Origin of the sequence: Cetobacterium sp., assembly GCF_051653945.1 — a bacterium.
In the GTDB taxonomy this organism is placed as follows: domain Bacteria; phylum Fusobacteriota; class Fusobacteriia; order Fusobacteriales; family Fusobacteriaceae; genus Cetobacterium_A.
This window is the reverse complement of record NZ_JBOFXD010000042.1, coordinates 1-22,698: the sequence shown is the minus strand read 5'-3', so window position 1 is coordinate 22,698 and position 22,698 is coordinate 1. Positions and strand designations below refer to the sequence as shown.

General features: G+C 28.2%; 18 protein-coding genes and 2 pseudogenes. 6 read left to right on the top strand and 14 right to left on the bottom strand.

The window, feature by feature from the left end; translation table 11 throughout:
* Nucleotides 1-625 (top strand): sulfite exporter TauE/SafE family protein (locus ACRC8M_RS04170; protein ID WP_438527993.1); only part of this gene is annotated, 625 nt, incomplete at its 5' end.
* Between the two features lie 51 nt (nucleotides 626-676).
* On the opposite strand, the pseudogene ACRC8M_RS04165 reads toward ACRC8M_RS04170, so the two are convergent.
* The 7 genes and pseudogenes from ACRC8M_RS04165 to ACRC8M_RS04135 all read right to left on the bottom strand — a co-directional run bounded on the left by ACRC8M_RS04165 (nucleotide 677) and on the right by ACRC8M_RS04135 (nucleotide 6,263).
* Nucleotides 677-1,705, bottom strand: a pseudogene (locus ACRC8M_RS04165) (M42 family metallopeptidase).
* 84 nt (nucleotides 1,706-1,789) lie between these two features.
* On the bottom strand, nucleotides 1,790-3,304 hold the full coding sequence (locus tag ACRC8M_RS04160; RefSeq protein ID WP_438527992.1) for an ABC transporter substrate-binding protein: 1,515 nt from the start codon (nucleotides 3,302-3,304) through the stop codon (nucleotides 1,790-1,792).
* A 132-nt stretch (nucleotides 3,305-3,436) separates the two neighbouring features.
* Nucleotides 3,437-4,846, bottom strand: coding sequence for an alpha/beta hydrolase (locus tag ACRC8M_RS04155; protein ID WP_438527991.1), 1,410 nt, complete (start codon nucleotides 4,844-4,846; stop codon nucleotides 3,437-3,439).
* 111 nt (nucleotides 4,847-4,957) lie between these two features.
* Nucleotides 4,958-5,182, bottom strand: a complete 225-nt coding sequence (locus ACRC8M_RS04150; protein WP_438527990.1) for a YMGG-like glycine zipper-containing protein — start codon at nucleotides 5,180-5,182, stop codon at nucleotides 4,958-4,960.
* A gap of 78 nt (nucleotides 5,183-5,260) precedes the next feature.
* On the bottom strand, nucleotides 5,261-5,500 hold the full coding sequence (locus ACRC8M_RS04145; RefSeq protein WP_023050368.1) for a TIGR03905 family TSCPD domain-containing protein: 240 nt from the start codon (nucleotides 5,498-5,500) through the stop codon (nucleotides 5,261-5,263).
* 45 nt (nucleotides 5,501-5,545) lie between these two features.
* A complete protein-coding gene (locus tag ACRC8M_RS04140) occupies nucleotides 5,546-5,962 on the bottom strand; it encodes an RrF2 family transcriptional regulator (protein WP_240220129.1) in 417 nt (138 codons plus the stop codon).
* Between the two features lie 94 nt (nucleotides 5,963-6,056).
* Complete coding sequence (locus tag ACRC8M_RS04135; protein WP_438527989.1) at nucleotides 6,057-6,263, bottom strand: hypothetical protein; 207 nt, start codon at nucleotides 6,261-6,263, stop codon at nucleotides 6,057-6,059.
* A gap of 177 nt (nucleotides 6,264-6,440) precedes the next feature.
* On the opposite strand from ACRC8M_RS04135, the gene ACRC8M_RS04130 reads away from it, so the two are divergent.
* The 5 genes from ACRC8M_RS04130 (at nucleotide 6,441) to ACRC8M_RS04110 (ending at nucleotide 15,459) form a co-directional block, all read left to right on the top strand.
* Nucleotides 6,441-7,133, top strand: coding sequence for a hypothetical protein (locus ACRC8M_RS04130; RefSeq protein WP_438527988.1), 693 nt, complete (start codon nucleotides 6,441-6,443; stop codon nucleotides 7,131-7,133).
* Between the two features lie 53 nt (nucleotides 7,134-7,186).
* Nucleotides 7,187-9,019: a sigma factor-like helix-turn-helix DNA-binding protein gene (locus ACRC8M_RS04125; protein ID WP_438527987.1), complete on the top strand. Its 1,833-nt coding sequence runs from the start codon at nucleotides 7,187-7,189 to the stop codon at nucleotides 9,017-9,019.
* A 110-nt stretch (nucleotides 9,020-9,129) separates the two neighbouring features.
* Nucleotides 9,130-11,991 carry a UvrD-helicase domain-containing protein gene (locus ACRC8M_RS04120; protein WP_438527986.1) on the top strand — a complete coding sequence of 954 codons (2,862 nt, stop codon included), beginning with the start codon at nucleotides 9,130-9,132 and terminating at the stop codon, nucleotides 11,989-11,991.
* Nucleotides 11,988-13,919, top strand: coding sequence for a [FeFe] hydrogenase, group A (locus ACRC8M_RS04115; RefSeq protein ID WP_438527985.1), 1,932 nt, complete (start codon nucleotides 11,988-11,990; stop codon nucleotides 13,917-13,919). Before ACRC8M_RS04120 ends, ACRC8M_RS04115 begins: the two co-directional genes overlap by 4 nt.
* Nucleotides 13,920-13,995: 76 nt before the next feature.
* Nucleotides 13,996-15,459: a DUF4403 family protein gene (locus ACRC8M_RS04110; RefSeq protein WP_438527984.1), complete on the top strand. Its 1,464-nt coding sequence runs from the start codon at nucleotides 13,996-13,998 to the stop codon at nucleotides 15,457-15,459.
* A gap of 38 nt (nucleotides 15,460-15,497) precedes the next feature.
* Here the strand turns inward: ACRC8M_RS04110 and ACRC8M_RS04105 are convergent, their stop codons facing one another.
* The 7 genes and pseudogenes from ACRC8M_RS04105 to ACRC8M_RS04075 all read right to left on the bottom strand — a co-directional run.
* On the bottom strand, nucleotides 15,498-16,445 hold the full coding sequence (locus ACRC8M_RS04105) for a Gfo/Idh/MocA family protein (RefSeq protein WP_438527983.1): 948 nt from the start codon (nucleotides 16,443-16,445) through the stop codon (nucleotides 15,498-15,500).
* Nucleotides 16,446-16,519: 74 nt separating this feature from the next.
* Entirely contained in the window at nucleotides 16,520-17,158 is a 639-nt protein-coding gene (locus tag ACRC8M_RS04100) for a cyclodeaminase/cyclohydrolase family protein (RefSeq protein WP_438527982.1), read from the bottom strand.
* Complete coding sequence (gene hutI / locus ACRC8M_RS04095; protein WP_438527981.1) at nucleotides 17,159-18,415, bottom strand: imidazolonepropionase; 1,257 nt, start codon at nucleotides 18,413-18,415, stop codon at nucleotides 17,159-17,161. It abuts the gene before it with no gap.
* Nucleotides 18,416-18,435: 20 nt separating this feature from the next.
* Nucleotides 18,436-19,332 carry a glutamate formimidoyltransferase gene (ftcD, locus tag ACRC8M_RS04090; RefSeq protein WP_438527980.1) on the bottom strand — a complete coding sequence of 299 codons (897 nt, stop codon included), beginning with the start codon at nucleotides 19,330-19,332 and terminating at the stop codon, nucleotides 18,436-18,438.
* 12 nt (nucleotides 19,333-19,344) lie between these two features.
* Nucleotides 19,345-20,877: a histidine ammonia-lyase gene (gene hutH, locus ACRC8M_RS04085; RefSeq protein ID WP_438527979.1), complete on the bottom strand. Its 1,533-nt coding sequence runs from the start codon at nucleotides 20,875-20,877 to the stop codon at nucleotides 19,345-19,347.
* 18 nt (nucleotides 20,878-20,895) lie between these two features.
* Nucleotides 20,896-22,194, bottom strand: a complete 1,299-nt coding sequence (locus ACRC8M_RS04080; protein WP_438527978.1) for a Na+/H+ antiporter family protein — start codon at nucleotides 22,192-22,194, stop codon at nucleotides 20,896-20,898.
* A gap of 178 nt (nucleotides 22,195-22,372) precedes the next feature.
* Nucleotides 22,373-22,698, bottom strand: a pseudogene (locus ACRC8M_RS04075) ([FeFe] hydrogenase H-cluster maturation GTPase HydF); the annotation flags it as partial.

The following is a 22,698-nucleotide window of genomic DNA, read 5'->3' as shown; positions in this document are numbered from 1 at the left end:
AAATAAACTAGCAGCTTTTTTTTCAAGTAGTGGTAGTGCTTTTAAATTTGCTCGTTCTGGAAAAATTAATTGGGATTTAATTAAATATTTGATTCCTTTTTCTTTTATCGGTGCTATTTTAGGAGTTAAAGCAGTTATTTTGATTGATTCAAAATACCTATATCCTCTTGCATTTTTTTTATTAGTTTTTGTTCTTATTTATACTTTAAAAAATAAAAATTTAGGTAGTCATGATAATTTTCAAGGAGTGAATTCAAAAAATTTAAAACTTGGAATTTTAATGGCATTTTCTCTTGGATTTTATGATGGATTCTTTGGTCCTGGAACAGGTTCATTTATAATATTTGGCTTTATTGAAATTTTTAAATTAGATTTCATCAGAGCAAGTGGAAATTCAAAATTTTTAAATTTAGCTAGTAATGTTGCTAGTGTCATAACATTTATATATTATGGTAAAATAGCTTATATGTATGCCCTTGCAGTTGGAGTTGTGATGCTAATTGGAGCTAATGTTGGTGCCAAAGTCGCTGTTACAAGAGGTACAAAGTTCATAAGACCTGTTTTTCTTGTTATAACAACTATTGTTACTGCTAAAATGGCTATAACTTTTTTACAACAATTATAAAATATAATCAAATAACAAAACCCCTCTTTTTAATTAGAGGGGTTTTGTTATTTAAAAGTATGCTATTAATAATTTTATAGTTTCTACTATTCCATCTACATGAGTTCTTTCATAGTGATGTGTTGCATCAACATTTGGTCCTATACAAGCGTATCTTAAATCTGCTCCTTGAAGAATTGATGCTGTAGCATCTGATCCATATCTATTATAAACACCTACTGTATAATGGATACCATTTTTATCAGCTACTTCTTGTAATCTTTTTCTTATTTTTAAATCATAGACTGTTTTATTATCTCTTGCAGCAATACTAACTTTTTTCTCATCACCATGAGCATCATCAGCTACAAGTCCAATATCTAGTGCTACAAATTCATCTACATCTTTTGGTATTTCTGATACTCCATGCCCTACCTCTTCAAAATTTGAGAAATAAACATATAAATTATTATTTGGTTTTTTATTATTATCTTTTAAATATTTTAGATAAGCTAGTACTTAAGCTACGCAAAGCTTATCATCTAAATATCTTGATTTTATGTATCCTGATTCTGTTATTTTAGTTTTAGTATAATAACTTACAAAATCTCCTTGACAAATCCCAAGAGCTCTTGTGTCACTTTCAGAATATACCTCTTCATCTAACCTAACTTCCATATTTTCACCTATTCTTGGCATCTCTCTTGGAATATCTCCATATACATGAACTGATGCTTTAACAGGTAGTACTGTTCCTTCATATTCTCTTTCATCTAGAGTATGAATAATAACATTTTCCCCTTCTACAGATCCCCAAGCATATCCTCCGATATTTATAAGTTCTAAACGTCCATTACTTTTTACTTTTTTTACTACAGCACCCAATGTATCCACATGTGCTGACAATAATCTTGTGTAACTAGAATCTTCCCCTTCTATTTTCACAATTAAACACCCTTTTTTACTATAACTATATTTAAATCCTAATGTATCCAACTCCTCAGCTATTCTATTCATAACCTTTTCTGTATACCCAGCTGGACTTGGAATAGCTAAAATTTCTTGTGTAAATTGTAGTGTATAATTTAAATCTAATTTCATACCCCTCAACTCTCCCTTTTTTATTTTTTGTCTAAATTGTTGACTATGATACTATTCTTCTTCACCTTTGTCAAGAAGATTTAATTATTGAATCTCAATTGTTGCATAATTATGAATTGTATTAGCAACTGGAAGAAAATTCTTTATTCTCTTATTTAATCCCATATTTTCATTTTTATAATAAAGTGGAACTAATGGATTCTCTTCTGCTAAAATCTCTTGTGCTTTTGAATAAGCCTCTATTCTTTCTGAACTCTCTGTTGATTTTCTACCCAACTCAACTAACCTATCGTATTCAGAATTTTCAAAATTAGCTCTATTTCCAGCTCCTCCTTTATAACTACTATGTAATAAAGGGAATAAAACTATATCTGAATCTGAAGTCCCAGCTACCCATCCCCCTATAAATATATCAAAATCTCCTTGAGCTGTCATCTGCAAGTAAGTTCCCCACTCTACAGTTTCAATTTCTACACTTATTCCAATCTCTTTTAAATTAGCTTGTATAATCTGAGCTGCTTGTAATCTCACTGGGTTATCATTAGACATAATTTTTATTGTCCTATTTTTTACTCCTGATTTTTCTAAAAGCTCTTTAGCTGTTTCTGGATTATAACCTATTTTCCCAACTTTTTGATCACTTCCAAAAACTGTAGGATTTACTATTGTATTTGCTACACTCGCCTTTCCTAAATAAACTGCATCTACTATACTTTGTTTATCTATAGCATAATTTAAAGCTTTTCTGTAATCTTTATTATTAAAAGGTTCTCTAGCTGTGTTTAAAGTCAAATACTCTGTTGACGTTGTAGGGAATGAAACTGCATATAAGTCAGAGCTTCTCTCTACAGTTTGGACATCAATTGGTGCAACTGTTGCTATATCAATCTCCCCTGTTTCTAACGCTGCTAATCTACTTGTATTCTCAGGAATAGCTCTAAATATCAGTTCATCTATTTTAGCTTTATTACCAAAATATTCCTCATTGGCTACTAACTGTATTTTTTCTCCATCTCCCCAATTTTTATATTTAAATGCTCCAGTTCCCATAGCGTCTGTGGCAATATTTCCATTTTTTTCTTCTGTGTATTTCTTATTTAATATTGCAGTCAAAGGATAAGTTAATGTATATAGCAACGGTGCTGACGATTCTTTTAATTTTATTTTAACTTCATAATCATTTATTGGTTCAACACTCTCAATAACATCTAACATTACTTTTGTAGCTGGCTTTTCTATCATTCTATTTAAACTAAAAACAACATCACTTGCTTTTAATTCATCTCCATTGTGAAACTTCACACCTTTTTTTAATTTTATAACTAATTCTGTTGGTTTTATATACTCATAAGATTCTGCTAACTCTGGAGCTATTTTTCCATTCTCATCAATTTGAAACAGCGTATTATATATCTGCTCTACTATAGAAAGCGATGGAATTTCATTATACATAGCTGGATCCAAGCTTTTAGGTTTAGACCCCAAAGAAACCGTTACTATTTTAGATTTTTCTTCATTTTTTACCCCACTTTCTTTTTCACCACAAGCTGCTACAGCTAAGCAAGCTATTGCCAATCCAAATAAATACTTTTTACTCATTTTATTGAACCTCCCCAAGTTTGTAATTTTTAAAATACTACTCCTTCTTTAAAATTTTGTCAATTTAATTTTGAAAAATTTTTTTCAATATATTATAAAAAGAAAAAAAGTTACAGAAATATTCTATAACTTTTAGTTAAGTACCATTTTTATATCATTTTCAATATATTGAAAAAATTCATTATATCTTAATCTGTATAAAAGATCTGGAGATAAATACAATGAATTATTTTCTCCTTTTAAATTTAAACTACCTAGTATTGAATCTCTCCCATAAATAGGATTAGAAGGTGATATCGGTATCGCTACATGAGATAGAGAAAAATTAGATTCATCCCATTTAAGGTTTGATTTACTTTCTTCAGAAAATACATTGTTATTATAGTTTAATATAGCTACCTTATCATCTTTTTTACTGCTATAATTACTAATAAACGCTACATTAAATTTAAAATTTAATTCTGACATTTCATCTTTCAAATTCAATTTTATTAAGTCTGGTTTAAAAAAATCTTCAAATTTTCTATTTATATCAAAAATAACTAGCTTATTATTTGGATTTTCCATTTTTTCAAAAATATCATATAAATCTTTATCTAAAACAGTAGAATCTACCAATGAAGTGTAACTATAAATAGGAGGTAAGTTAATTTTTTCCTCTTTACTAAGCTTTGAAAAATTCAATTTTGCTTTTTTTATTAGATAATACACCTGAATTCCTGGATTTTTAGGAAAAGAGTTATATTTACTTGGATCATATTCTGGATTTATATCTAACCACTGAAACTTTTTAAAATATGGAATCATACTAACCCAACTGTCTAGAAAACCAAATTTTGCTGCAGAGGATACTCCCATAGCTGGTGACAACCAAAATAGCTTTTGAGGATTGGGTAGCTCTTTGTCTTTTTTTACACTATGAGTTATATATTGTAAAGTTGCCGCTGCTCCCGTTGAAAATCCTACCATATAAAATTCTGGATTTTTTATATCTTTCAATTTTTCTTTTATCATTTTAGAGCCAAATATTGCAGTTTCTTCAAAATCTTTTTGAGATATTTTAGGCAACTCCCCTGGAAAGGTTCCATGATATTTATATCTTAATCCTAAAACATAGTATCCATTCTCATAAAAAACTTTTCCTATATCCCTCATCATAAAAGGCGAATCTGTTAATCCATGAAGTAAAAGTACCCCACCTTTAATTTTTTCAGGTATAAGCTCAAAAGAACTATTTAGATTTTCACCTTTTTCATTTATTGGTGACAATATCCCATTTTTAGAAAACCTTGTTAAATCATCTTTTGATTTAATTTCTACTTCTGCATAAGTTTTTTCTAAAAACTCTTTCTCTGCAATTAAATATTCATCAATTGTTTTAAAATTTTTGTACTCTGGCTCCTTATATTTACTTTTTTCATGCCATTTTTTTAGTTCTGGCGCCATCTTATTATATAAATAAGCTCTAGTAAATTGAACTACTAATATTAATATTACAAAAAAAATTAAAGATTTTTTTATTATATTGACAACTCTTTTCACAAATAATCCCCCCTTTTTAATTTATACTTACCTAAACTAATAAAAGCTATCATCAAACTTTCTATAAGTTGACAATAGCTTTTTTGCTTTTTTAGTAAATTTTGTCTAGTCCTAATTTCCTAGAATATTACCCTTTTTATCATAATTATCCACTGCTGCTCCACCTAAAGCTCCAACTCCCGCTCCTATTAAAGCACCTTTAGAATCTCCTGAAATTGCTGTTCCAACTAAAGCTCCTGCTCCTGCTCCTACTAATGCACTTTTCTCTCTAGATGTCATATTCGAGCAACCTACTAACATTAAACCTAAAATTAAACCCACAAATAATTTTTTCATTTTAAGGACCTCCTATAAAATCAAATCAATATAATAATTTAACTTATTATACTATCTAACTTTATAATTTCCTTGCTTTTAAACTAATTCTCTCAATAATTTAGCTAACTGATCTGGACAAGATGTTCCTCTCTCTGAACAATCAATACCTTCTAATTTTTTTATTACATTCTCTATTGTCATTCCTTCAACTAATTTTTCAATAGCAACTGTATTACCGTCACATCCTCCGAAAAATTCAATTTTTTCAACAATGTTCCCATTTAGTTTTATACCTATTTCTTTTGCACAAACACCTTTTGTTTTTAAAATTTTCATTTCCCAAAATCTCCCTTTTAAATTCTTGTTAAATATATAAGATTATTATGAGTCGTATCCTGAGCAGTTTTCAAGTTTGTCCATTGTTATCTTTTCTAACTCCTCTTTTATTTTTAAATTAACTCCCTCTAATTTACATCTTAATCCACATAAAGCCATTTTAGAAGTTGTACAACTTGTTTTATCTTCAAAACATCCATTTACTTTAATTCCACCTTCTAAAACTTCTACTATATCGTATACACTTATATTTTCTGGCTTCTTTGCTGCTACATATCCGCCTTTTGCACCACGAAATGATTCCACTAAATCAGATGAAGTTAATTTTCCAAGAATTTTAAGTGTAAATCTTATAGAAACACCTGAAATTTCAGAAATCTCCTTTGCATCCATTTTTCTATTTGCTTCACACAATAAAAGTACGATTCTTATACCGTAATCAACTTCTCTACTTATTAACATTGTTCCTCCAGTTTTTTTAATTTCAATACTAATATTGTAGACCATTTTTTACTATAAATCAATACATATTTTATATAAATTAATTGAAAAGACCTTATCTGAATAGGATGAAAAATAATATCACTATAAAATCTACTATAAAAATTTTGGTAAGAAGACTTTTTCTATACATTGGATTACTAAATAATCTAATGTAATCATTAATCCCTAAGTAACCTCTATATTTCTCATTCATAAAAAAATATGTAAATGCATCAAAAGTTAGTACTATTAAATTATATATTATCAACCTTTGAACCATAATTTCCTCCTTGGACTTCTTTGATATAATAATATATTACTTTATGTATTATATAATGTCAAATATTTGAAGAATACTATATTTTAAATTGAATTTTTGATTAAAATGAATTATAATGATATCAGTTAGTATAATATCTATATATAAATAAAGTATTAATCTATAAGGGGGAGAGCTATGAGTTTTTTATTTAAACTTTTTAACAATAAGAACATCAAGGAACTCGAAAAAATTAATCTAACTTTGAGTGAAAAGTTAGAAAATCTTCAAAAAGAGTTGGAGGAAAAAGAGGTTCTTATTAGTAATTACTCTTCTTTACAATCTAAGCCAAATACTGACTATTCTAAGCAATGGCAACTTATGGAAAAAAATCTTAGGAATCTACAAGAAGAAAATAGAATGTTAAAGGAGAATTTCATTAAATTAAATAGAATTATTCCAAAACAGCAATGGCAATACTCTTTTTTAGTTGATCTTCATCATTTTTATTCAGCTAATAAGTTTGTAAGTATCCGAGAAAAACTTTTAGAATCTGGTGTTAAATACTTACAAGAGATAAATGAGGAGATGTTTTCAACTCTTTTAAAAGAGGATCGTTATGTACAAGAGGGACTTCAAAAATTTTTAGATTATAAAAAGGGAATTATTGATTGGGATGTGAAAACTTTCTTAATGAAAGGTGATAAAGTAACTAAAATTTATCAAAAATCTAGAAAATTTTTAAACATTTTATCTGAGCAAAATATTGAATTTATGGTTGAGTTAGAATCTTTTGATTTTCAATCACTCAATGAATTTGGATTTTCTCAAGAAGATATAGATGCTTTTAAACAAAAATATAAATCATATAATGCCGAAAGAAAAATATAATAGCTTTTACCTAGTTTATATATTAGGCGTAGAGTTTTGGGGAGGAAATTTTGATGAGTACATACAAATTATGGTGCAACTACCTTAGAATTGATAGATTTATTTACCCTGATGAAAAAAAATTAAAATTTTTAAATTTTTGCCAGGAAAATAATGTAATTTACCTATCTGAAATAGATGAGGAGTTACTAACTCAATACTCCAAAGTACCTGGTGTTGGTCCTGGAAGAATTGCAGATATAAAAAATGATCTGTCTGAAATTGTAGAAAGATTTTCAAAACAAAAAACTTTTAAAAAGATTGTTGATTGTCGTCTAGATAAAATAATTTTTAATATAAAGCATATTGAAGGAATAACTGTTGGTGAATTTTTAAACTATAATCAAAAGGATATTGATTCTTTACAACTAACTAACAATGAACTTGAAAGAATATACGAGATATGCACTACTACACTTCCACTGGAAGAAACTCTAAAAAAAATTAAAACTACTCTTTCTCAAGATGATATTCAACTTTTAGTTGATAGACTTGAAAATAATAAAACTTTGGAAGAGATTGGTACTCTAAGAAATATTAGTCGGGAAAGAACAAGACAAATTGAGATAAAATTGAAACAAATTATTGCAAATATATTTAAAAATACAAATCTAAATATTGCATTAAAAATCGAAGCTGATTTTAAAGATGAAATATCTTTGGATGAAATGTATGAACTTTTTGGTAAAAATTATCGTTTTTTAGTTAGTTTTTTAAAAAGAAATGAAATTTTCTCAAGACCTTTTTATATAGATTTCTTAGGTTTATTTCTTTTCGATAAAAGAGAACGTTTTTTTAAAATTTTCTACTCACTAGAATTTACTAATATTTTAACTACAGAAAATGTTAAAACAATCAGAAGTAGTTTTAAAAGTTTTAAATGGATTACTCAAGAAGAGATTGAAAAAATAATAACAAAATTAGGGTATGAAAAACATGGAAAATACTATGTTCAAAACAGTGGATATAAGGATATTCTAGAACTTTATTTTGTTAAATTAGTTTCACATCCATTGAGAGTAGATGAAAATACAATTAAATTAATTATTGAAGATATTAATTCTAGATTAGACTACGCTCTTTATTCTGAAGAGATTAAAAATATGAATGATAATACTGCAATTTATTTAGCTCGTAGATTGGAAGGACTACTTTCAAGAATAGATGGTATTATTATGACGGATTCTAGAACTTATATTCATATAAATAAAATAAAATATAATGTTGAAGAGTTTTTAAATTTAAGAAACACTATTCTTTCTTTCAATGAGAACTACATCGATAGTATTGCTGTTTATAAAAATTTAGAAAGCATACTAAATAGTATTGGAGTTTACTCTGATCATGTTTTTTACTCACTATTTAAATATCATTTTGCTCAAGAATTAAATTTAACTACAAATGGTAATAGTAGAGTTTTAACAATTGGAGATCAAGGGTTTAATAGAGTTGACGAACTTGAAAAGTTTATTGAAACAGAAGGAAAAATACTTGAAAAAAGTTATATTCAAGAAAAACTTAATTATTCAAATGTTTCTTTAAATAATGCTATTGATAATTCAAACCAAATTATAAGTTTTGATAGATCTTTCATCGGATTAATTAATTTTGTTCAAATGTCAAAAAATGAAATCGAATTTTTCAAAGAGATTGTCATTTCTAATGACAATGATGGAAATATATCTATTCCAGAATTAATAAGTAAAATAAATCTTAACAAAAGTTTTAAAACTTTTATTAAGAAAAATAACATAAATAAATACTTTATTGCTTCCTTAGTTAGATATTATTTTCCTGAATATAAGGGTGGATGTAACTTACTTAGTAAAAAAAGTATTACAAAATGATTAGAGTCTGGTTAAATCTAGACTCTTTTTTCTTTTTATCCTTTAAACTTCTTGAAATTTTAACTAAAATGATATAATATTTAATTATGTCGTATTTTTGGAGTATACCTATGAAATTTTTAATTACTGATTATTTTTTTAAAAGTATTCCTATTGAAAAAAATAAAAAAGTTCTCGATAAACTTTATTTCTTTTATAATACAATTAAAAACCATAAAATTTTATCTTATAATCTTCCTAAAGGTTTTTGGGTAAAAAAAATTGCAGGAGCTAACTCTCTTTATGAGTTTAGAGTTGATAGTGGTGACCGTATTTTTTTTCTTCTTAACAGCTTTTCAAGAGATGACATTGAAGGAAATCTTATTTTCTTAATCTATTCTTCTCATGATATGGCTATAAAAAAAGCAAAACGAAAAGAGATTGATGAGAGTTCTTTAAAAGATTTTATAGTCTTTGATCAAGAGGATAATATAGAATCTATTGATGAAAATTTCTTTAATTATAATAATCTAATTACCTATGAAGTTATTGATGATTCTCATTTTATAGAAAATTTTTATAACAAAAAATACAAATATTATTATTTAAATGATGAACAATATTCATGTCTTATAGATTTACCTCCTCACTTTATTGCTGGAAGTGCTGGAAGCGGTAAAAGTACAATAACATTAAGAAAACTTTTAAATTTGGAAGAGAATTATGAATTTTATGATATATCAAAAATTCTATATTTAACAGCTAATAGATATTTAAAAGATAACTCTTTTGAACAGTATTTAGAATTTAGAAAAGAGGGTAAAAAAATAGCTGATTTTTTTACATTAAAAGAGTTTATATGCCAAACCCTAGAAATTTCGTCAAAACAAATTGTTGAGTTCAATAGGTTTAAAGAGTTTTTTCTTCTTTCCTATCCCAATAGAAAAAAATTTAATCTTTCTATCGAAGAGATTTATTCAGAAATAAATGGAATTATTAAAGGTCTTATGGTTAAAGGAAATGCAGACAATTGGAATAGAGATTTAGACCAACGTTCAATAGCTTTAGAGGATTATTTAAACTTAAGTTCTAAATATTCAACACTAGATAAAGAAAATCGAATATTTTTTTATGAAATATGTTTAAAATATAATCAATGGTTAGATGATAACAGTCTTTTTGATTTAAATGATCTTTCACTAGCTCTTTTAAAAAAAGATATCCAATTTGACTTTATTATAATCGATGAAGTTCAAGACTTAACTGAATTACAAATTTTTGCTTTAACTTCTCTCGTTAAAAATAAAGAAAATTTATTTTTAGCTGGAGATATTCATCAAATGATAAATGCCACTTTTTTTAACTTTGAAAGAATGAAAAATCTTTTTTACTCTAAATATAATAAAAAAGTTAATATAAAAATTCTTTCTAAAAATTATCGAAGTTGTAAAAAAATTGTAGATTTGGCAAATTATTTCGCTGAACTTAGAAGTTCATATATTGGAAATTTAGGAAGTGATGATTATAAAGAGATTGCTATCCAAAAAGATGGCGAAGTTAACCTAACTGGAATAAATCTCTCTCTATTAGAAAAGGCACAAAATGATGCTAATACAGCTATTGTTGTTTCTGATCCTAAAACAAAAACTGAACTTCTTGAGCAGTTAAATAATAAACATAGAGTTTTTTCTATCCAAGAGATTAAAGGATTAGAATATAGTAATATTATTTGTTATAATCTATCATCTACTTACAAATCTCAATGGGAAAAGATTTTTTCTAAAGCTACTAAACACGATCAAAAATATAGAAAATATTTTAATATTTTTTATGTTGGAATAACTAGAGCACAAGAAAATCTAATTATTATGGAGTCTAATATTGAAAATAATAAAGTTTTAAAAGAACTTCATAATTTCTTAACACCTAATAATAATATTAATATAACCAAAAATACCAGTGATACTTTAAATGAAAAAGAAGATTGGTTAAAAGAAGGGGTTAAACTTTATAAGTTAGAACAATTGGAGGAAGCTCAATATGCTTTTGAAAAAGCTGATGAACCTACATGGATTTTAGAAAGAGATCTTGAAAATGATATATCACAGCTTAATTTTAAAAATGCGATTATAAAACTTTCAAATAAATCTTTAAAAAGTAAAGAGGTTTTTTATAGAAAACTAATAATTGATACTGCCATTGGAAATAATCTTTTTTTTATCGCTGCTGAATGTAATCGTAGTTTTGGAATAGCCTACAAGGATAAAGAGATTAAAGAAGGAATTAAAAGAGGTGTTTTAGAAAATAGATTCACTCAAAAAGAACTTCAAAAAATCATCCAGCTTTATAAAGAAAAAAAAGACTCCACCTTTGTTGGAGATTTACTTTTAAAAATGAAAAGATTCAATGAAGCCTTAATTTTTTATCAAAATTTAAATAATATTCCTGGTGTAAGATTAGCTCGTTGTGGAATTTTAGAAGATTATTTTAAAAATCTTCCTAATTTTCAAGATAAAGTTGCAGAGCTAGATGAAATTATTTCAAATAAAAATATAAATAGTTTTGATAAAAAAGATAAACTAAACGCTTTACAAAGGGCTCTATTAGTTAAAACCGACCCTATACTTTTTGAAATGATAATGCATCTAGGTGGAAATTTAAATACTTATGTTAAGGGAAAAGAGCTTGTGCCTTTTTATTGTTTATATACTATGAAACTATCTAAAGAGCTTCAATCAAAATTTTTAGATATTTTTATTAAATTCAACTTTAACTTTAATAATAAACTGTTTTTTTCAATATATTTAAAAAATATACCTGTTTTTAAACTTTTAATATATAAAAAAGTTTTGAATTTAAATATCTATCAAGATATGCTCGATGAACTACTTAATAACTTAGCAAATGTTCCTAATAATAACCTAGAAAAAAGGAAATTAATTTTATATAAGAATATAATAAAAAACTACAAAAATAAAAAGGAGAATTTATGAACAAGAAGCAAAACTTACTTAGAACAACTTTAGGTTCTGTCTTTATGGAAAGCGATCTTATGGGAGGACTTGTAGGAGAAAACAGACTAATCACAATTTCTGGAAAAGTTAATAATCCAGGAATCTACGAAATTCCTGAAAATGCTACTCTAAAAGATATTTTAGATATCGCTGGTGGAATGAAAAATGGAAAAGATTTCAAAGCAGCTCAATTTGGATTACCTTTTGGTGGATTTGCTACTAAAGAATCTTTAAATGAGATTGTTGATTTTGATTATTTTTTTGATTCAAAACATCCAAAAGCATTAATCGTTTTATCTAACGAAAGTTGTATCGTTCAATTTGCTAAATACTATATCGAATTTATTTTAGGAAAACTTTCTAAAGGAGAATATAGAGAGTATCTTATTGCAAAATTTGAAATAGAGAGATCTTGGAGAGTTCTAGATAGAATTTCTAAAGGTAAAGGAAATATGAGAGATCTTTATCTTTTAAGACAACTTTCTAAAAATATAAAAGAAACGACTCAACAAAAACACAATTTAATCGAAGAATCTATTGATGCCTTCTATCATGAGTTTGAAGAGCATGTTGAAGAGCATAGATGTTATACTGGTGAGTGTCCTCAATTAGTTAAATTTAGAATTACAAGCAAATGTATCGGATGTACAGCTTGTGCTAGAGTTTGTCCAGTTCATTGTATTGAAGGAAAAATAAAAGAAAGACATCGTATTGATATAGAAAGATGTACTCACTGTGGACAATGTGTTGCTGCTTGTCCAGTAAATGCAATTAACGAAGGAGATAACAGTTTAAAATTTCTTAGAGATTTATCTACACCAGGTAAAGTAGTTATCACACAAATGGCACCTGCAGTTAGAGTTGCTTTAGGTGAAGCTTTTGGATTTGAACCTGGAGTTAATATTGAGAAAAAAATAAATGGTGCTCTTAGAATGCTTGGAGTAGATTTCGTTTTCGATACTACTTGGGCAGCTGACCTTACTATAATGGAAGAAGCTACAGAGTTCCAGCAAAGATTAGAAGCATTCTTTAAAGGCGACGACAATGTAAGATTACCTATACTTACTTCATGTTGTCCAGCTTGGGTTAAATTTATTGAACAAAGCTATCCTGATATGCTTGATATTCCTTCAACGGTTAAGTCCCCTATGCAAATCTTCTCTACAATTGCAAAAGATATTTGGGCTAAGGAAAAGGGATACAAAAGAGATGAAATTACTACTGTTGCTATCATGCCATGCTTAGCTAAAAAATACGAAGCTTCTAGAGATGAGTTTTCTAGAGGGGATAACTATGATACTGATTATGTTATCACTACAAGAGAACTGATAAAAATATTAAAAGAAACTGAAATTGATTTAAATGCCGTGGAAGAGGAAGAGTTCGATAATCCATTAGGAGAATACTCTGGAGCTGGTATTATCTTTGGTAGAACAGGAGGAGTTATTGAGGCGGCTACTAGATCTACAATCGAAATGATTACTGGTGAAAGAATTGATAATATTGAATTTGAAGCTTTAAGAGGTTGGGATGGATTTAGAAGTTGTGATCTAACAATTGGTCATATTGAACTAAGAATAGGTATTGCTCATGGTCTTGAAGAAGCAAAAAAAATGCTAGATAAAATTAGAAGTGGAGAAGAGTTCTATCACGCTATTGAAATCATGGCATGTAAAGGAGGTTGCATCGGTGGAGGTGGACAACCTAAAGCTATAAAAAAACAAGAAACTCTTGAAAAAAGAGCACAGGGTTTAAACAATATTGACGTAGCTTCTGAGTACAGAAGATCTCATGAGAATCCACAGGTTCTTGCTATTTACGAAAAGTATTTAGATTATCCTTTAAGTAGAAAAGCTCACGAGCTTTTACACACTAAGTATTTTCCAAAAATAAAAGCACATAAATAATACCATTACAGAATATAGAAGTCCCACGTGACTTCTATATTTTTATATCTTTTAACCTATTTAACAGGAGGTTTGTATGAAATATAATAAAAATTTCACTAACAAATATTGTATATCACTTTTTGCTCTACCTTTTATTTTAGGAACATATACCTACTCAGAAGATAACTCTACATCTAAAGTTGATGTAGATATTGTGATGAACAAATCTATTGTTGAAAATATTATTAATAATCAATTACCATATACAATTGAAGATTCAGGTTCTGGAAACCAAATTTTTAATGGCGGTAAAAATAATCTATTAGGATTTGGCCTTGACGTTCTTGGAAGTGTGGACAAAAAATTCTCTCAATTTTCAGAAGCTTTTGTATGGGCCTATAAAATAAATCGTTCTCCCATTACTTTTTCAGCACAAGAACAACAAATTCAAGCTATTACTAATATAGGTGGAAACTTTAAAGCAAGTTGGAGTAGAGAAAGTCAAAGTACTGAGATTGCATTGAATGGTACTGCTGGAATTTCAAGTATTGTTAGTATATCTCCTAATTGGCAGATAAATGTTAATAGTACACCGTTTCTAAATATTTCTAACAATAATTTACCATTAACTTTAAATATTTATGGCCTTAACTTAAAAACTGATATAAACATTGGAAATAGTTTAGAAAAAAGTATTGTTTCAAAATTAAAAACTGCTACAAAAGAACTGGATAATAAAATTCAAGCCTTTGACTTAAAATCTCTTGTTGAAAAATATTGGCTAGAATTTAAAGAGCCTATATTAGTTAATCCTGAATATAAACTTTGGCTAACAGTAAGCCCACAGTCAGCGAGATATTCTAATTTAGTTACTACTGATAATAACTTAGGAATTAAAGTTGGTAGTGATGTTAATCTTCATCTATATTTTGGAGAGAAGCCTGCAGCTTTAAATCTTACAACTCTTCCCAGTATGAACTACGGATTTGTAAATGATTCATTTAATATTATATTACCTATTTCAGCCTCATATAAAAGCTTAAATGAAATTATCAATACAAATCTAACTAATAAAGATATTCAATTGACATCAGGTATATCTTCAAATATAAAAAATATAAATATATCTTCAGAAAATTCTACTTTGCATGTTACATCTGACTTTAATCTATCTATTTTTGGATTTTTACACCCAAGTGGAATTATAAAAGCTAATGTAAAACCTAATTTTAATAATGAAACTGGAACTTTAAGTGGCGACGATTTTGATTATACATTAGAAACTAATAGTCTTATATTAAAAATTGGAAATTATTTCTTTAAAAACAAAATAATAAATTTAATTAAAAATAATTATCTATCTTTTAATCCAGCAAATGAAATGAAATTAGCTCAAAATTACTTACAAACAAAAGTTGAAAATATTGAACTAGAAAAAAATGTAAATTTAAAATCTACTATAAATACTTTTAAAATCGTAGGTCTAAATATAAATAATGATTCTATATCAGCTATTTTTAATACCAGTGGTAAAGCAACTATTGAAATATCTGAGTAATTTTATAATTATTATAAAAATAGAGGAGAATATCTCCTCTATTTTTGCGTTAATATTCTTATTACCTCTTTTGATATTTCTTTAGTATTTACACCTGACTCAACTTTACTATTTTTTATTAAATTTATAAACTCTTCTAACTCATAAATCATACTATTTTCCTCTTGAGGAACGCTAATATTTTCAATTTCACCATTTCTATAATGAATTTTTACCTCTTTTATATTAGAAATACTATCTATTATAATTGAACCCTTTTCTCCTTGAATTTCACTTCCTATATAGCTGCTTGTTATTTTTGAATAGATTATTACTCCTGTCATATTTTTATATTCTAAAAGTACACTTCCAACTCCAGGGACTCCACTATCTAAATTATAGTTTGTTATTTTACTATTTAATGGAATTCCAAAAAGTCTCAATACAAAATACAATGGATAAACACCTATATCTAAATGAGCTCCTCCTCCAAATTTAGGGTCAAAAATATTTGTTAATTCTCCAGCTTTTAAATTATCATATCTTGATGAATATTGACAAAAATTCCCTATAACTCCCCTTATTTCACCTATTTTATAGATATTTTTTTCTATTGATTTAAAATTAGGTAAAAATGTATTTTTCATAGCTTCCATTAAACTTACATTATTTTCATAAGCTACTCTATACATCTCTTCAATCTCTTTTTCATTAATTCCCATAGGCTTTTCACATAGTACATGTTTTTTATTTCTTAATAACTCTAAAGTTTGGTTATAATGTAACGAGTTAGGACTTGCAACATAAACCATATCTAAATCTTCTCTTTTACATAACTCTTCAAAATCTATAATTATATCACTTACTCCATATTTTTTACCAAATATTAATCCTTTTTCAAAATTTCTTGAATAAATTGCTTTAAGCTCACATCCCATAACTTTTTGAATAGCATTTACAAATTCATCTGAAATTTTACTAGTACCTATTATAGCTATTTTTATCATTAGTATCTCCTTTTTAAAACTTAATTTTCAAAAAAAGATGACATAATTTCTATGTCATCTCTTGCTGTTTAAAGTTATAGGCTGTTGTTAACTACATTTAAAATTTCATCTTTTAACTCTTTTGATGCAACTAATATTTCATCCAACTGATTAATAGTTTCCATTTTAAATAGTTCATCATCTAAACCTGCTAAATTAACTTTGACATTTAAAATACCACCCTCTATTCCAGAGTAAAGTAGTATTGCTGACACACCTAAATCTGTAATTGCATTTTTATTACCATATTTTAATATAATTTTTAATGCTTTCAAAGTTTTTTTTGAAATTTTACAAATTTCTAAAGGTGTTTCAATTGCTAATTTTAAATTTTTTTCAATAGTTGTTTTTCTAATCTCTTTTTCAGCATCACTTTCTTTAGGAAGTTTATAAGCTGCCATAACTAAATTATACGCCTCTGTATCTTTATCTACTAGTTCTTCTAAAACTTTTCTATAATCATCAATCTCTTCAAAAGCATTTTTAAAAATAATTTGTTCTCCTTCAGGTAACTCTTTATACTTTTTTTTGTCAAAAGTTAAGTGAGCAACCATTCTCCCTAAGGTACATCCTAATGCTGAAACCAATGCTGATACTGACCCTCCCCCTGGAGCTGGACTTTTAGAATCAACTATATTTAAGAAATCTTTAACTGATAAGTCTACTAGCTTCATTTATCCTCCTACCTTTTTATAAACTAAACATCCATTTTTGAAAACTTTTTTTGTGTGACTCACACCAAAATGATATAAAATATACTCTATATTTTTAGCATCAAATACTACAAAATCCGCTTTTTTCCCCTCTTCAATTGAACCTATTCTTTTTTCTCGTCCAATAGATTTTGCTGCATTTATAGTCACTGCTTTGAAAATCTCTTTAGGTTTCATCTTCAATTTTAAAGCTGCAATTTGCATTATTAATTGTAAATTTTCCGTTGGACATGATCCAGGATTATAATCTGTTGATAGTGCTACTTGAACACCTGATTCTATCATTTTTCTTGCAGGTGCATATGCTTTTCCTAAGCTAAAAGATGTTCCAGGTAAAATATTTGCGATTGTTTTACTATTTTTAAGAGCCTCTATGCCTTCATCACTTATTGCCATTAAATGGTCTGCTGAGTTCATTTCAAACTCTACAGCTAATTCTGCTCCTTTAGTATTTACTATCTCATCTGCATGAATTCTTAATTTAAATCCATATTTTTTAGCCTCTGAATACAATCTTCTACTTTCCTCATTTGAAAAAACACCCTCTTCACAGAAAACATCAAAAAACTCAGCTAAATTACGCTCTTTTATAATTGGAAGTAAACTGATAACCTTTTCAAGATACTCTTCTCTTTTATCTCTATATTCTTCTGGTAATGCATGAGCCCCCATAAACGTTGAAACTACTTCAACTTCTTGTTCATGGTTCAATCTTTCATTAACTTTAAGTTGTTTTAATTCTGTTTCACTATCAAGTCCATATCCACTTTTAGACTCCACTGTTGTTACCCCAAAAGATAACATTTTTCTCAAGGATTTTTTTGCTTTATCAAGAAGTTCCTCTTCACTTAACTCTCTGGTTGCTCTTACACTACTTAATATTCCTCCACCTTTTTCTAAAATTTCTAAATACGGAACACCTTGAATTTTATCTAAAAATTCATTTTCTCTAGAACCTCCATGTACTAGGTGAGTATGAGAATCTATTAATCCAGGAGTTACTACACATCCTTCAGCATCTACTAATTTTGTTGTAAACTTTATCAATTTTGATGGTACTTCTCCTTGCCCAACCTCCATTATTTCACTTCCAGAAATAACTATATATCCATTTTCTAAAATTTCAATATTTTCCATTGGACTTTCTCCATCTTTTAATGGTATCTCTTTTCCTGTTACTAATTGCCCTATGTTGTAAATTATTAAATCTGCGTTCATAAACTCACCTCATAAAAATTCTACTTTAATAACTCGTTCTCTATTATTTTATCTATTTTAAAACCGTCTAAGCCTAAATAATACTCTATTGAATCAGATAATGCTTCCATTGGAACAGCTCCTATTATTTCACTTCCAAGAACATTAACTCCGTACCTTTTTGCTTCCATTTTTACAGTTTCAAACACTCTGTAAATAGGATTTTTCTTATAATCTTTTATATTCATTGTTACCTGAACAATTCCTTTTTCTTTCATTTCAGCTGGCCCAGCTTGAATAAATCTAAATCCACCATTTGAAAATCTTATAGCCTTAGATATCTCTTTCGCTATATTTATATCTGTTGTGTCTAAATTAATATTAAAAGCTATTAGAGGCATTCTTCCTCCAACTGCAGTTACTCCCGCTGTTAAATGAGGAGTTCTCTCTCCAAAATCTGGCTTCCACTCTTCTAATTTTAATTTTTCTTTCATTCCTTCAAACTCACCTTTTCTAATAGATGGTAACGAAACTCTATTAGGTGCTGTAGCTGATTCTTCATATAAAAATACTGGTACTTTAAACTTTTCCCATATTTTTTCCCCTACAATTTTTGAAAGCTCTACACATTCAGCCATTGTCATATCTTTTATTGGAATAAATGGAATAACATCTGTTGCTCCCATTCTTAAGTGCTCTCCTTTTTGAATATTCATATCAATTAATTCTGTAGCTATTCCAACTGATTCAACTACTGCTGCCACAACATCTTCTGGTTCTCCTATTACAGTAATTACAGTTCTATTGTAATCAGCATCTGGTTCACATCCCATAAACTTTATATTTTTATTGTTCTTAAAAGGTGCTGCTATTTTTTCTATTTTCTCTAAATCTTTTCCTTCACTATAATTTGGAACACATTGAACTAACCTCTTCATTTTTACCCCCAACTATACTTTTAATTTACCCACATTCTCTTCTACTTTTTCCACTATCTTATTGGTTTTAATTAGTTCTTCTACTTTTTCTATATCAATATACATAACTCTATCTTTGTCATAATATTCAACTATTTCTCTCACTAATGTATGAGCTTCATTTGTTCCTTTACCTAATCTTTTTACATCTCTTAAGTCAATCCCTTGACATGCAGCTAAAATTTCCATTGCAATTACTTTTCTAACATTTCCTAAAATTTCATTAGCTTTTCTAGCAGCTATAGTTCCCATAGATACATGGTCCTCTTGATTAGCTGAAGATGGTATCGAATCAACAGATGCAGGATGAGCTAAAACTTTATTTTCTGAAACCAAAGAAGCTGCACTATATTGAACAATCATAAATCCTGAGTTAACTCCACCGTTTTCAACTAAAAATGCTGGTAATCCATTGTTTAAAGATGGATTAACTAATCTTTCTAATCTTCTTTCAGATATATTAGCCATTTCTGCTAAAGCTATTGCTAAAAAATCGAACGGTAGTGCCATTGGTTGTCCATGAAAATTTCCTCCTGATAAAACTTCATTTTCTGCTGGAAAAATTATAGGATTATCCGTAACTGCATTCATTTCAATCTCAACTTTATCTCTTATATAATTTAAAGCATCCTTACTTGCTCCATGAACTTGAGGTGTACATCTAAGAGAATAAGGATCTTGAACTCTTAACTCACCCTGCTTTGTTATTGATGTGCTATTTTTTAAAATTTTATTTACATTTTTAGCTGTGTTAATTTGCCCTAGATGCCCTCTAACTTCTTGAATTCTTGGATCAAAGGCACAGATAATTCCATTTAAAGCTTCCATAGATAAACTTGCTGCTATATCTAAGTGCTTCATTAAATTTATTGCATCGTATACTGTATGTGCTCCTACAGATGTCATAACTTGGGTTCCATTAATAAGAGCTAACCCTTCTTTAGAAGATAAACTTTTGATAGACTTAATCTTTGCTTTTTTTAAAGCTTCCTCTCCAGTATATAGCTCACCTTTATAATAAGCCTTTCCTAACCCTAACATAACTAAAACCATATGAGATAATGGTGCTAAATCTCCAGATGCACCCAACGACCCTTTTTCTGGTATATATGGAGTTACACCTTTATTTATCATTTCTACTAATAAATCTAAAACTTTTTGACGTATTCCTGAATATCCTTGAATTAAATTATTTACTCTCAAAAGCATTATTCCTCTAACTTGATCTATTGGTAATGGGTTTCCTACACCGCATGCATGACTTATTATTAAATTTCGTTGTAATGTTGCCGTTTCCTCTTTAGAAATTATACTGTCTGAAAATTTTCCAAATCCAGTTGTTATTCCATAAGATATTTTTCCTGCTTCCACATAATCATCAACTAATTTTCTAGCTATAGAAACTTTTTCTTTAGCTTCCTCTGAAATTTTTACCTCATACCCATTCCTTGTAACATTAATTAAATCCTCTAAAGTTAGTTTTTTGTTTCCTATTAGTAGTTCCAAATCAATCCTGCCTCCTTTTTAGAATAATACTCCACCAATAACCCCTGCTATTATAAGAGGGATGTTATAGTGCATAAATGTTGGAATACAAGTATCCCTTATATGATCATGCTGTCCGTCAGCATTCAATCCAGCTGTTGGTCCTAATGTTGAGTCTGATGCAGGTGATCCTGCATCTCCTAAAGCTCCTGCACATGCTATTAAGACAATCGTTCCTAACGGAGATATTCCTAATTCTATGCACAGTGGAACATATATCGCTGCTAAAATTGGAATTGTACCAAAAGATGTACCTATTCCCATAGTTACAAAAAGTCCAACTAACAGCATCACAAATGATCCCATCAGTTTACTTCCACCTACAACTCCTACAACTCCTTGCACTAAAGGTGCTATTGCTCCAGTTTCTCTGATAACACTTCCATATCCTGCTGCAACTAGCATAATAAAAGCTATCAGTCCCATAATTCCAATTCCACCACTTATTAATCCATCTATTTCATTCCATCTAATAACTTTTGTAGCCAACATAAATCCTATTGCTACAATAGCTCCTAAAGGAAGTGATCCTGTATAAAGTTGTATACCAAAAGCTATAATTGCTGATATTAAAGTATACCAATGTTTTAGTTCCATTTTTTCTGGAATATCCTCGTGTACTCCACCTATTGATAGCTCTTTGTAATCTCTAGGTTTACTATAACTTATAAATACAGCTATTAATAATCCAGCTAACATAGCAATTCCTAAAATCCAAGTAGCTTTCCAAACTTGACTTAACTCGACATTCATTCCATTACTAACAATCTGATCTCTAATTATTCCATGGAAAATCAATCCAAATCCTACAGGAAGAACTATATATGGCATTTTTAATCCAAATGTCAAAGAACATGCCATAGCTCTTCTGTCCATTTTTAATTCATCCATTAATTTTAATAAAGGTGGAATTAATATTGGAATAAAAGCTATATGAACAGGAATTAAATTTTGAGAAAAACAAGCTATTACAGCAATAATTAATGCTAATATCCATTTTTTCCCACTAACTACTTTAGATATCTTCTTTGATAAAAGAGCAGCTACACCTGTACTATTAATTGCTACTGCCAAAGTACCTAAAAGAATATAACTAAGTGCCGTTTCAGAGTTTCCTCCCATTCCACCTATTAAAGTTTTCATAGTTTCGTTTATACCTATTCCCGAAGTTGCCCCTGCTACCAAAGCTGCCACTAATATTGCTAGAATTACATTTAATTTTAATAAACTTAGTACAATCATAGTAGTAACTGATAATATCACTGGATTAAAAATCATATGCCCCTCCCTTTACTTTTTTATTTTCTTAAGTGGTACTTATATTACCCCACAGATATTTTGAAGTCAATAGCTATATATAAATTTATTTATTTATATTAATAACTTAAATAAAAAAACCCATAGAATTAATTAAAAAAAGAATTAATTTTATGGGTTTTATTTTTATCAATATTTTTTATTTAAAAATCTCTAAGGATTTATCTAAAATTCCAGTTACTTCAGCTATAACTAATCCATAATTTGTTATTGGAACGTTTAGTGACATTGATTCGTCTATTCTACTTTGCATATGTTTTTTATTTATCATACAAGCTCCACAATGGATAACTAAAGCATATTTTGATAAATCTTCAGGGAAATCTTTTCCTCCTACAAAAGTGAATTCAATCTCTTTTCCAGTATAATTTTTTACAAGTTTTGGAATTTTTACTCTACCAATATCTTCATGAGAAGTGTTATGAGTACAAGTTTCTGCAATTAATATTCTATCTCCATGATTTA

Excerpts from the sequence above, each read along its gene's own strand:
- ACRC8M_RS04160 (WP_438527992.1), bottom strand. The coding sequence starts at position 3,304 with ATGAGTAAAAAGTATTTATTTGGATTGGCAATAGCTTGCTTAGCTGTA.
- ACRC8M_RS04150 (WP_438527990.1), bottom strand. The coding sequence starts at position 5,182 with ATGAAAAAATTATTTGTGGGTTTAATTTTAGGTTTAATGTTAGTAGGT.
- ACRC8M_RS04145 (WP_023050368.1), bottom strand. The coding sequence starts at position 5,500 with ATGAAAATTTTAAAAACAAAAGGTGTTTGTGCAAAAGAAATAGGTATA.
- ACRC8M_RS04140 (WP_240220129.1), bottom strand. The coding sequence starts at position 5,962 with ATGTTAATAAGTAGAGAAGTTGATTACGGTATAAGAATCGTACTTTTA.
- ACRC8M_RS04135 (WP_438527989.1), bottom strand. The coding sequence starts at position 6,263 with ATGGTTCAAAGGTTGATAATATATAATTTAATAGTACTAACTTTTGAT.
- ACRC8M_RS04130 (WP_438527988.1), top strand. The coding sequence starts at position 6,441 with ATGAGTTTTTTATTTAAACTTTTTAACAATAAGAACATCAAGGAACTC.
- ACRC8M_RS04125 (WP_438527987.1), top strand. The coding sequence starts at position 7,187 with ATGAGTACATACAAATTATGGTGCAACTACCTTAGAATTGATAGATTT.
- ACRC8M_RS04120 (WP_438527986.1), top strand. The coding sequence starts at position 9,130 with ATGAAATTTTTAATTACTGATTATTTTTTTAAAAGTATTCCTATTGAA.
- ACRC8M_RS04115 (WP_438527985.1), top strand. The coding sequence starts at position 11,988 with ATGAACAAGAAGCAAAACTTACTTAGAACAACTTTAGGTTCTGTCTTT.
- ACRC8M_RS04110 (WP_438527984.1), top strand. The coding sequence starts at position 13,996 with ATGAAATATAATAAAAATTTCACTAACAAATATTGTATATCACTTTTT.
- ACRC8M_RS04105 (WP_438527983.1), bottom strand. The coding sequence starts at position 16,445 with ATGATAAAAATAGCTATAATAGGTACTAGTAAAATTTCAGATGAATTT.
- ACRC8M_RS04100 (WP_438527982.1), bottom strand. The coding sequence starts at position 17,158 with ATGAAGCTAGTAGACTTATCAGTTAAAGATTTCTTAAATATAGTTGAT.
- hutI (WP_438527981.1), bottom strand. The coding sequence starts at position 18,415 with ATGAACGCAGATTTAATAATTTACAACATAGGGCAATTAGTAACAGGA.
- ftcD (WP_438527980.1), bottom strand. The coding sequence starts at position 19,332 with ATGAAGAGGTTAGTTCAATGTGTTCCAAATTATAGTGAAGGAAAAGAT.
- ACRC8M_RS04080 (WP_438527978.1), bottom strand. The coding sequence starts at position 22,194 with ATGATTTTTAATCCAGTGATATTATCAGTTACTACTATGATTGTACTA.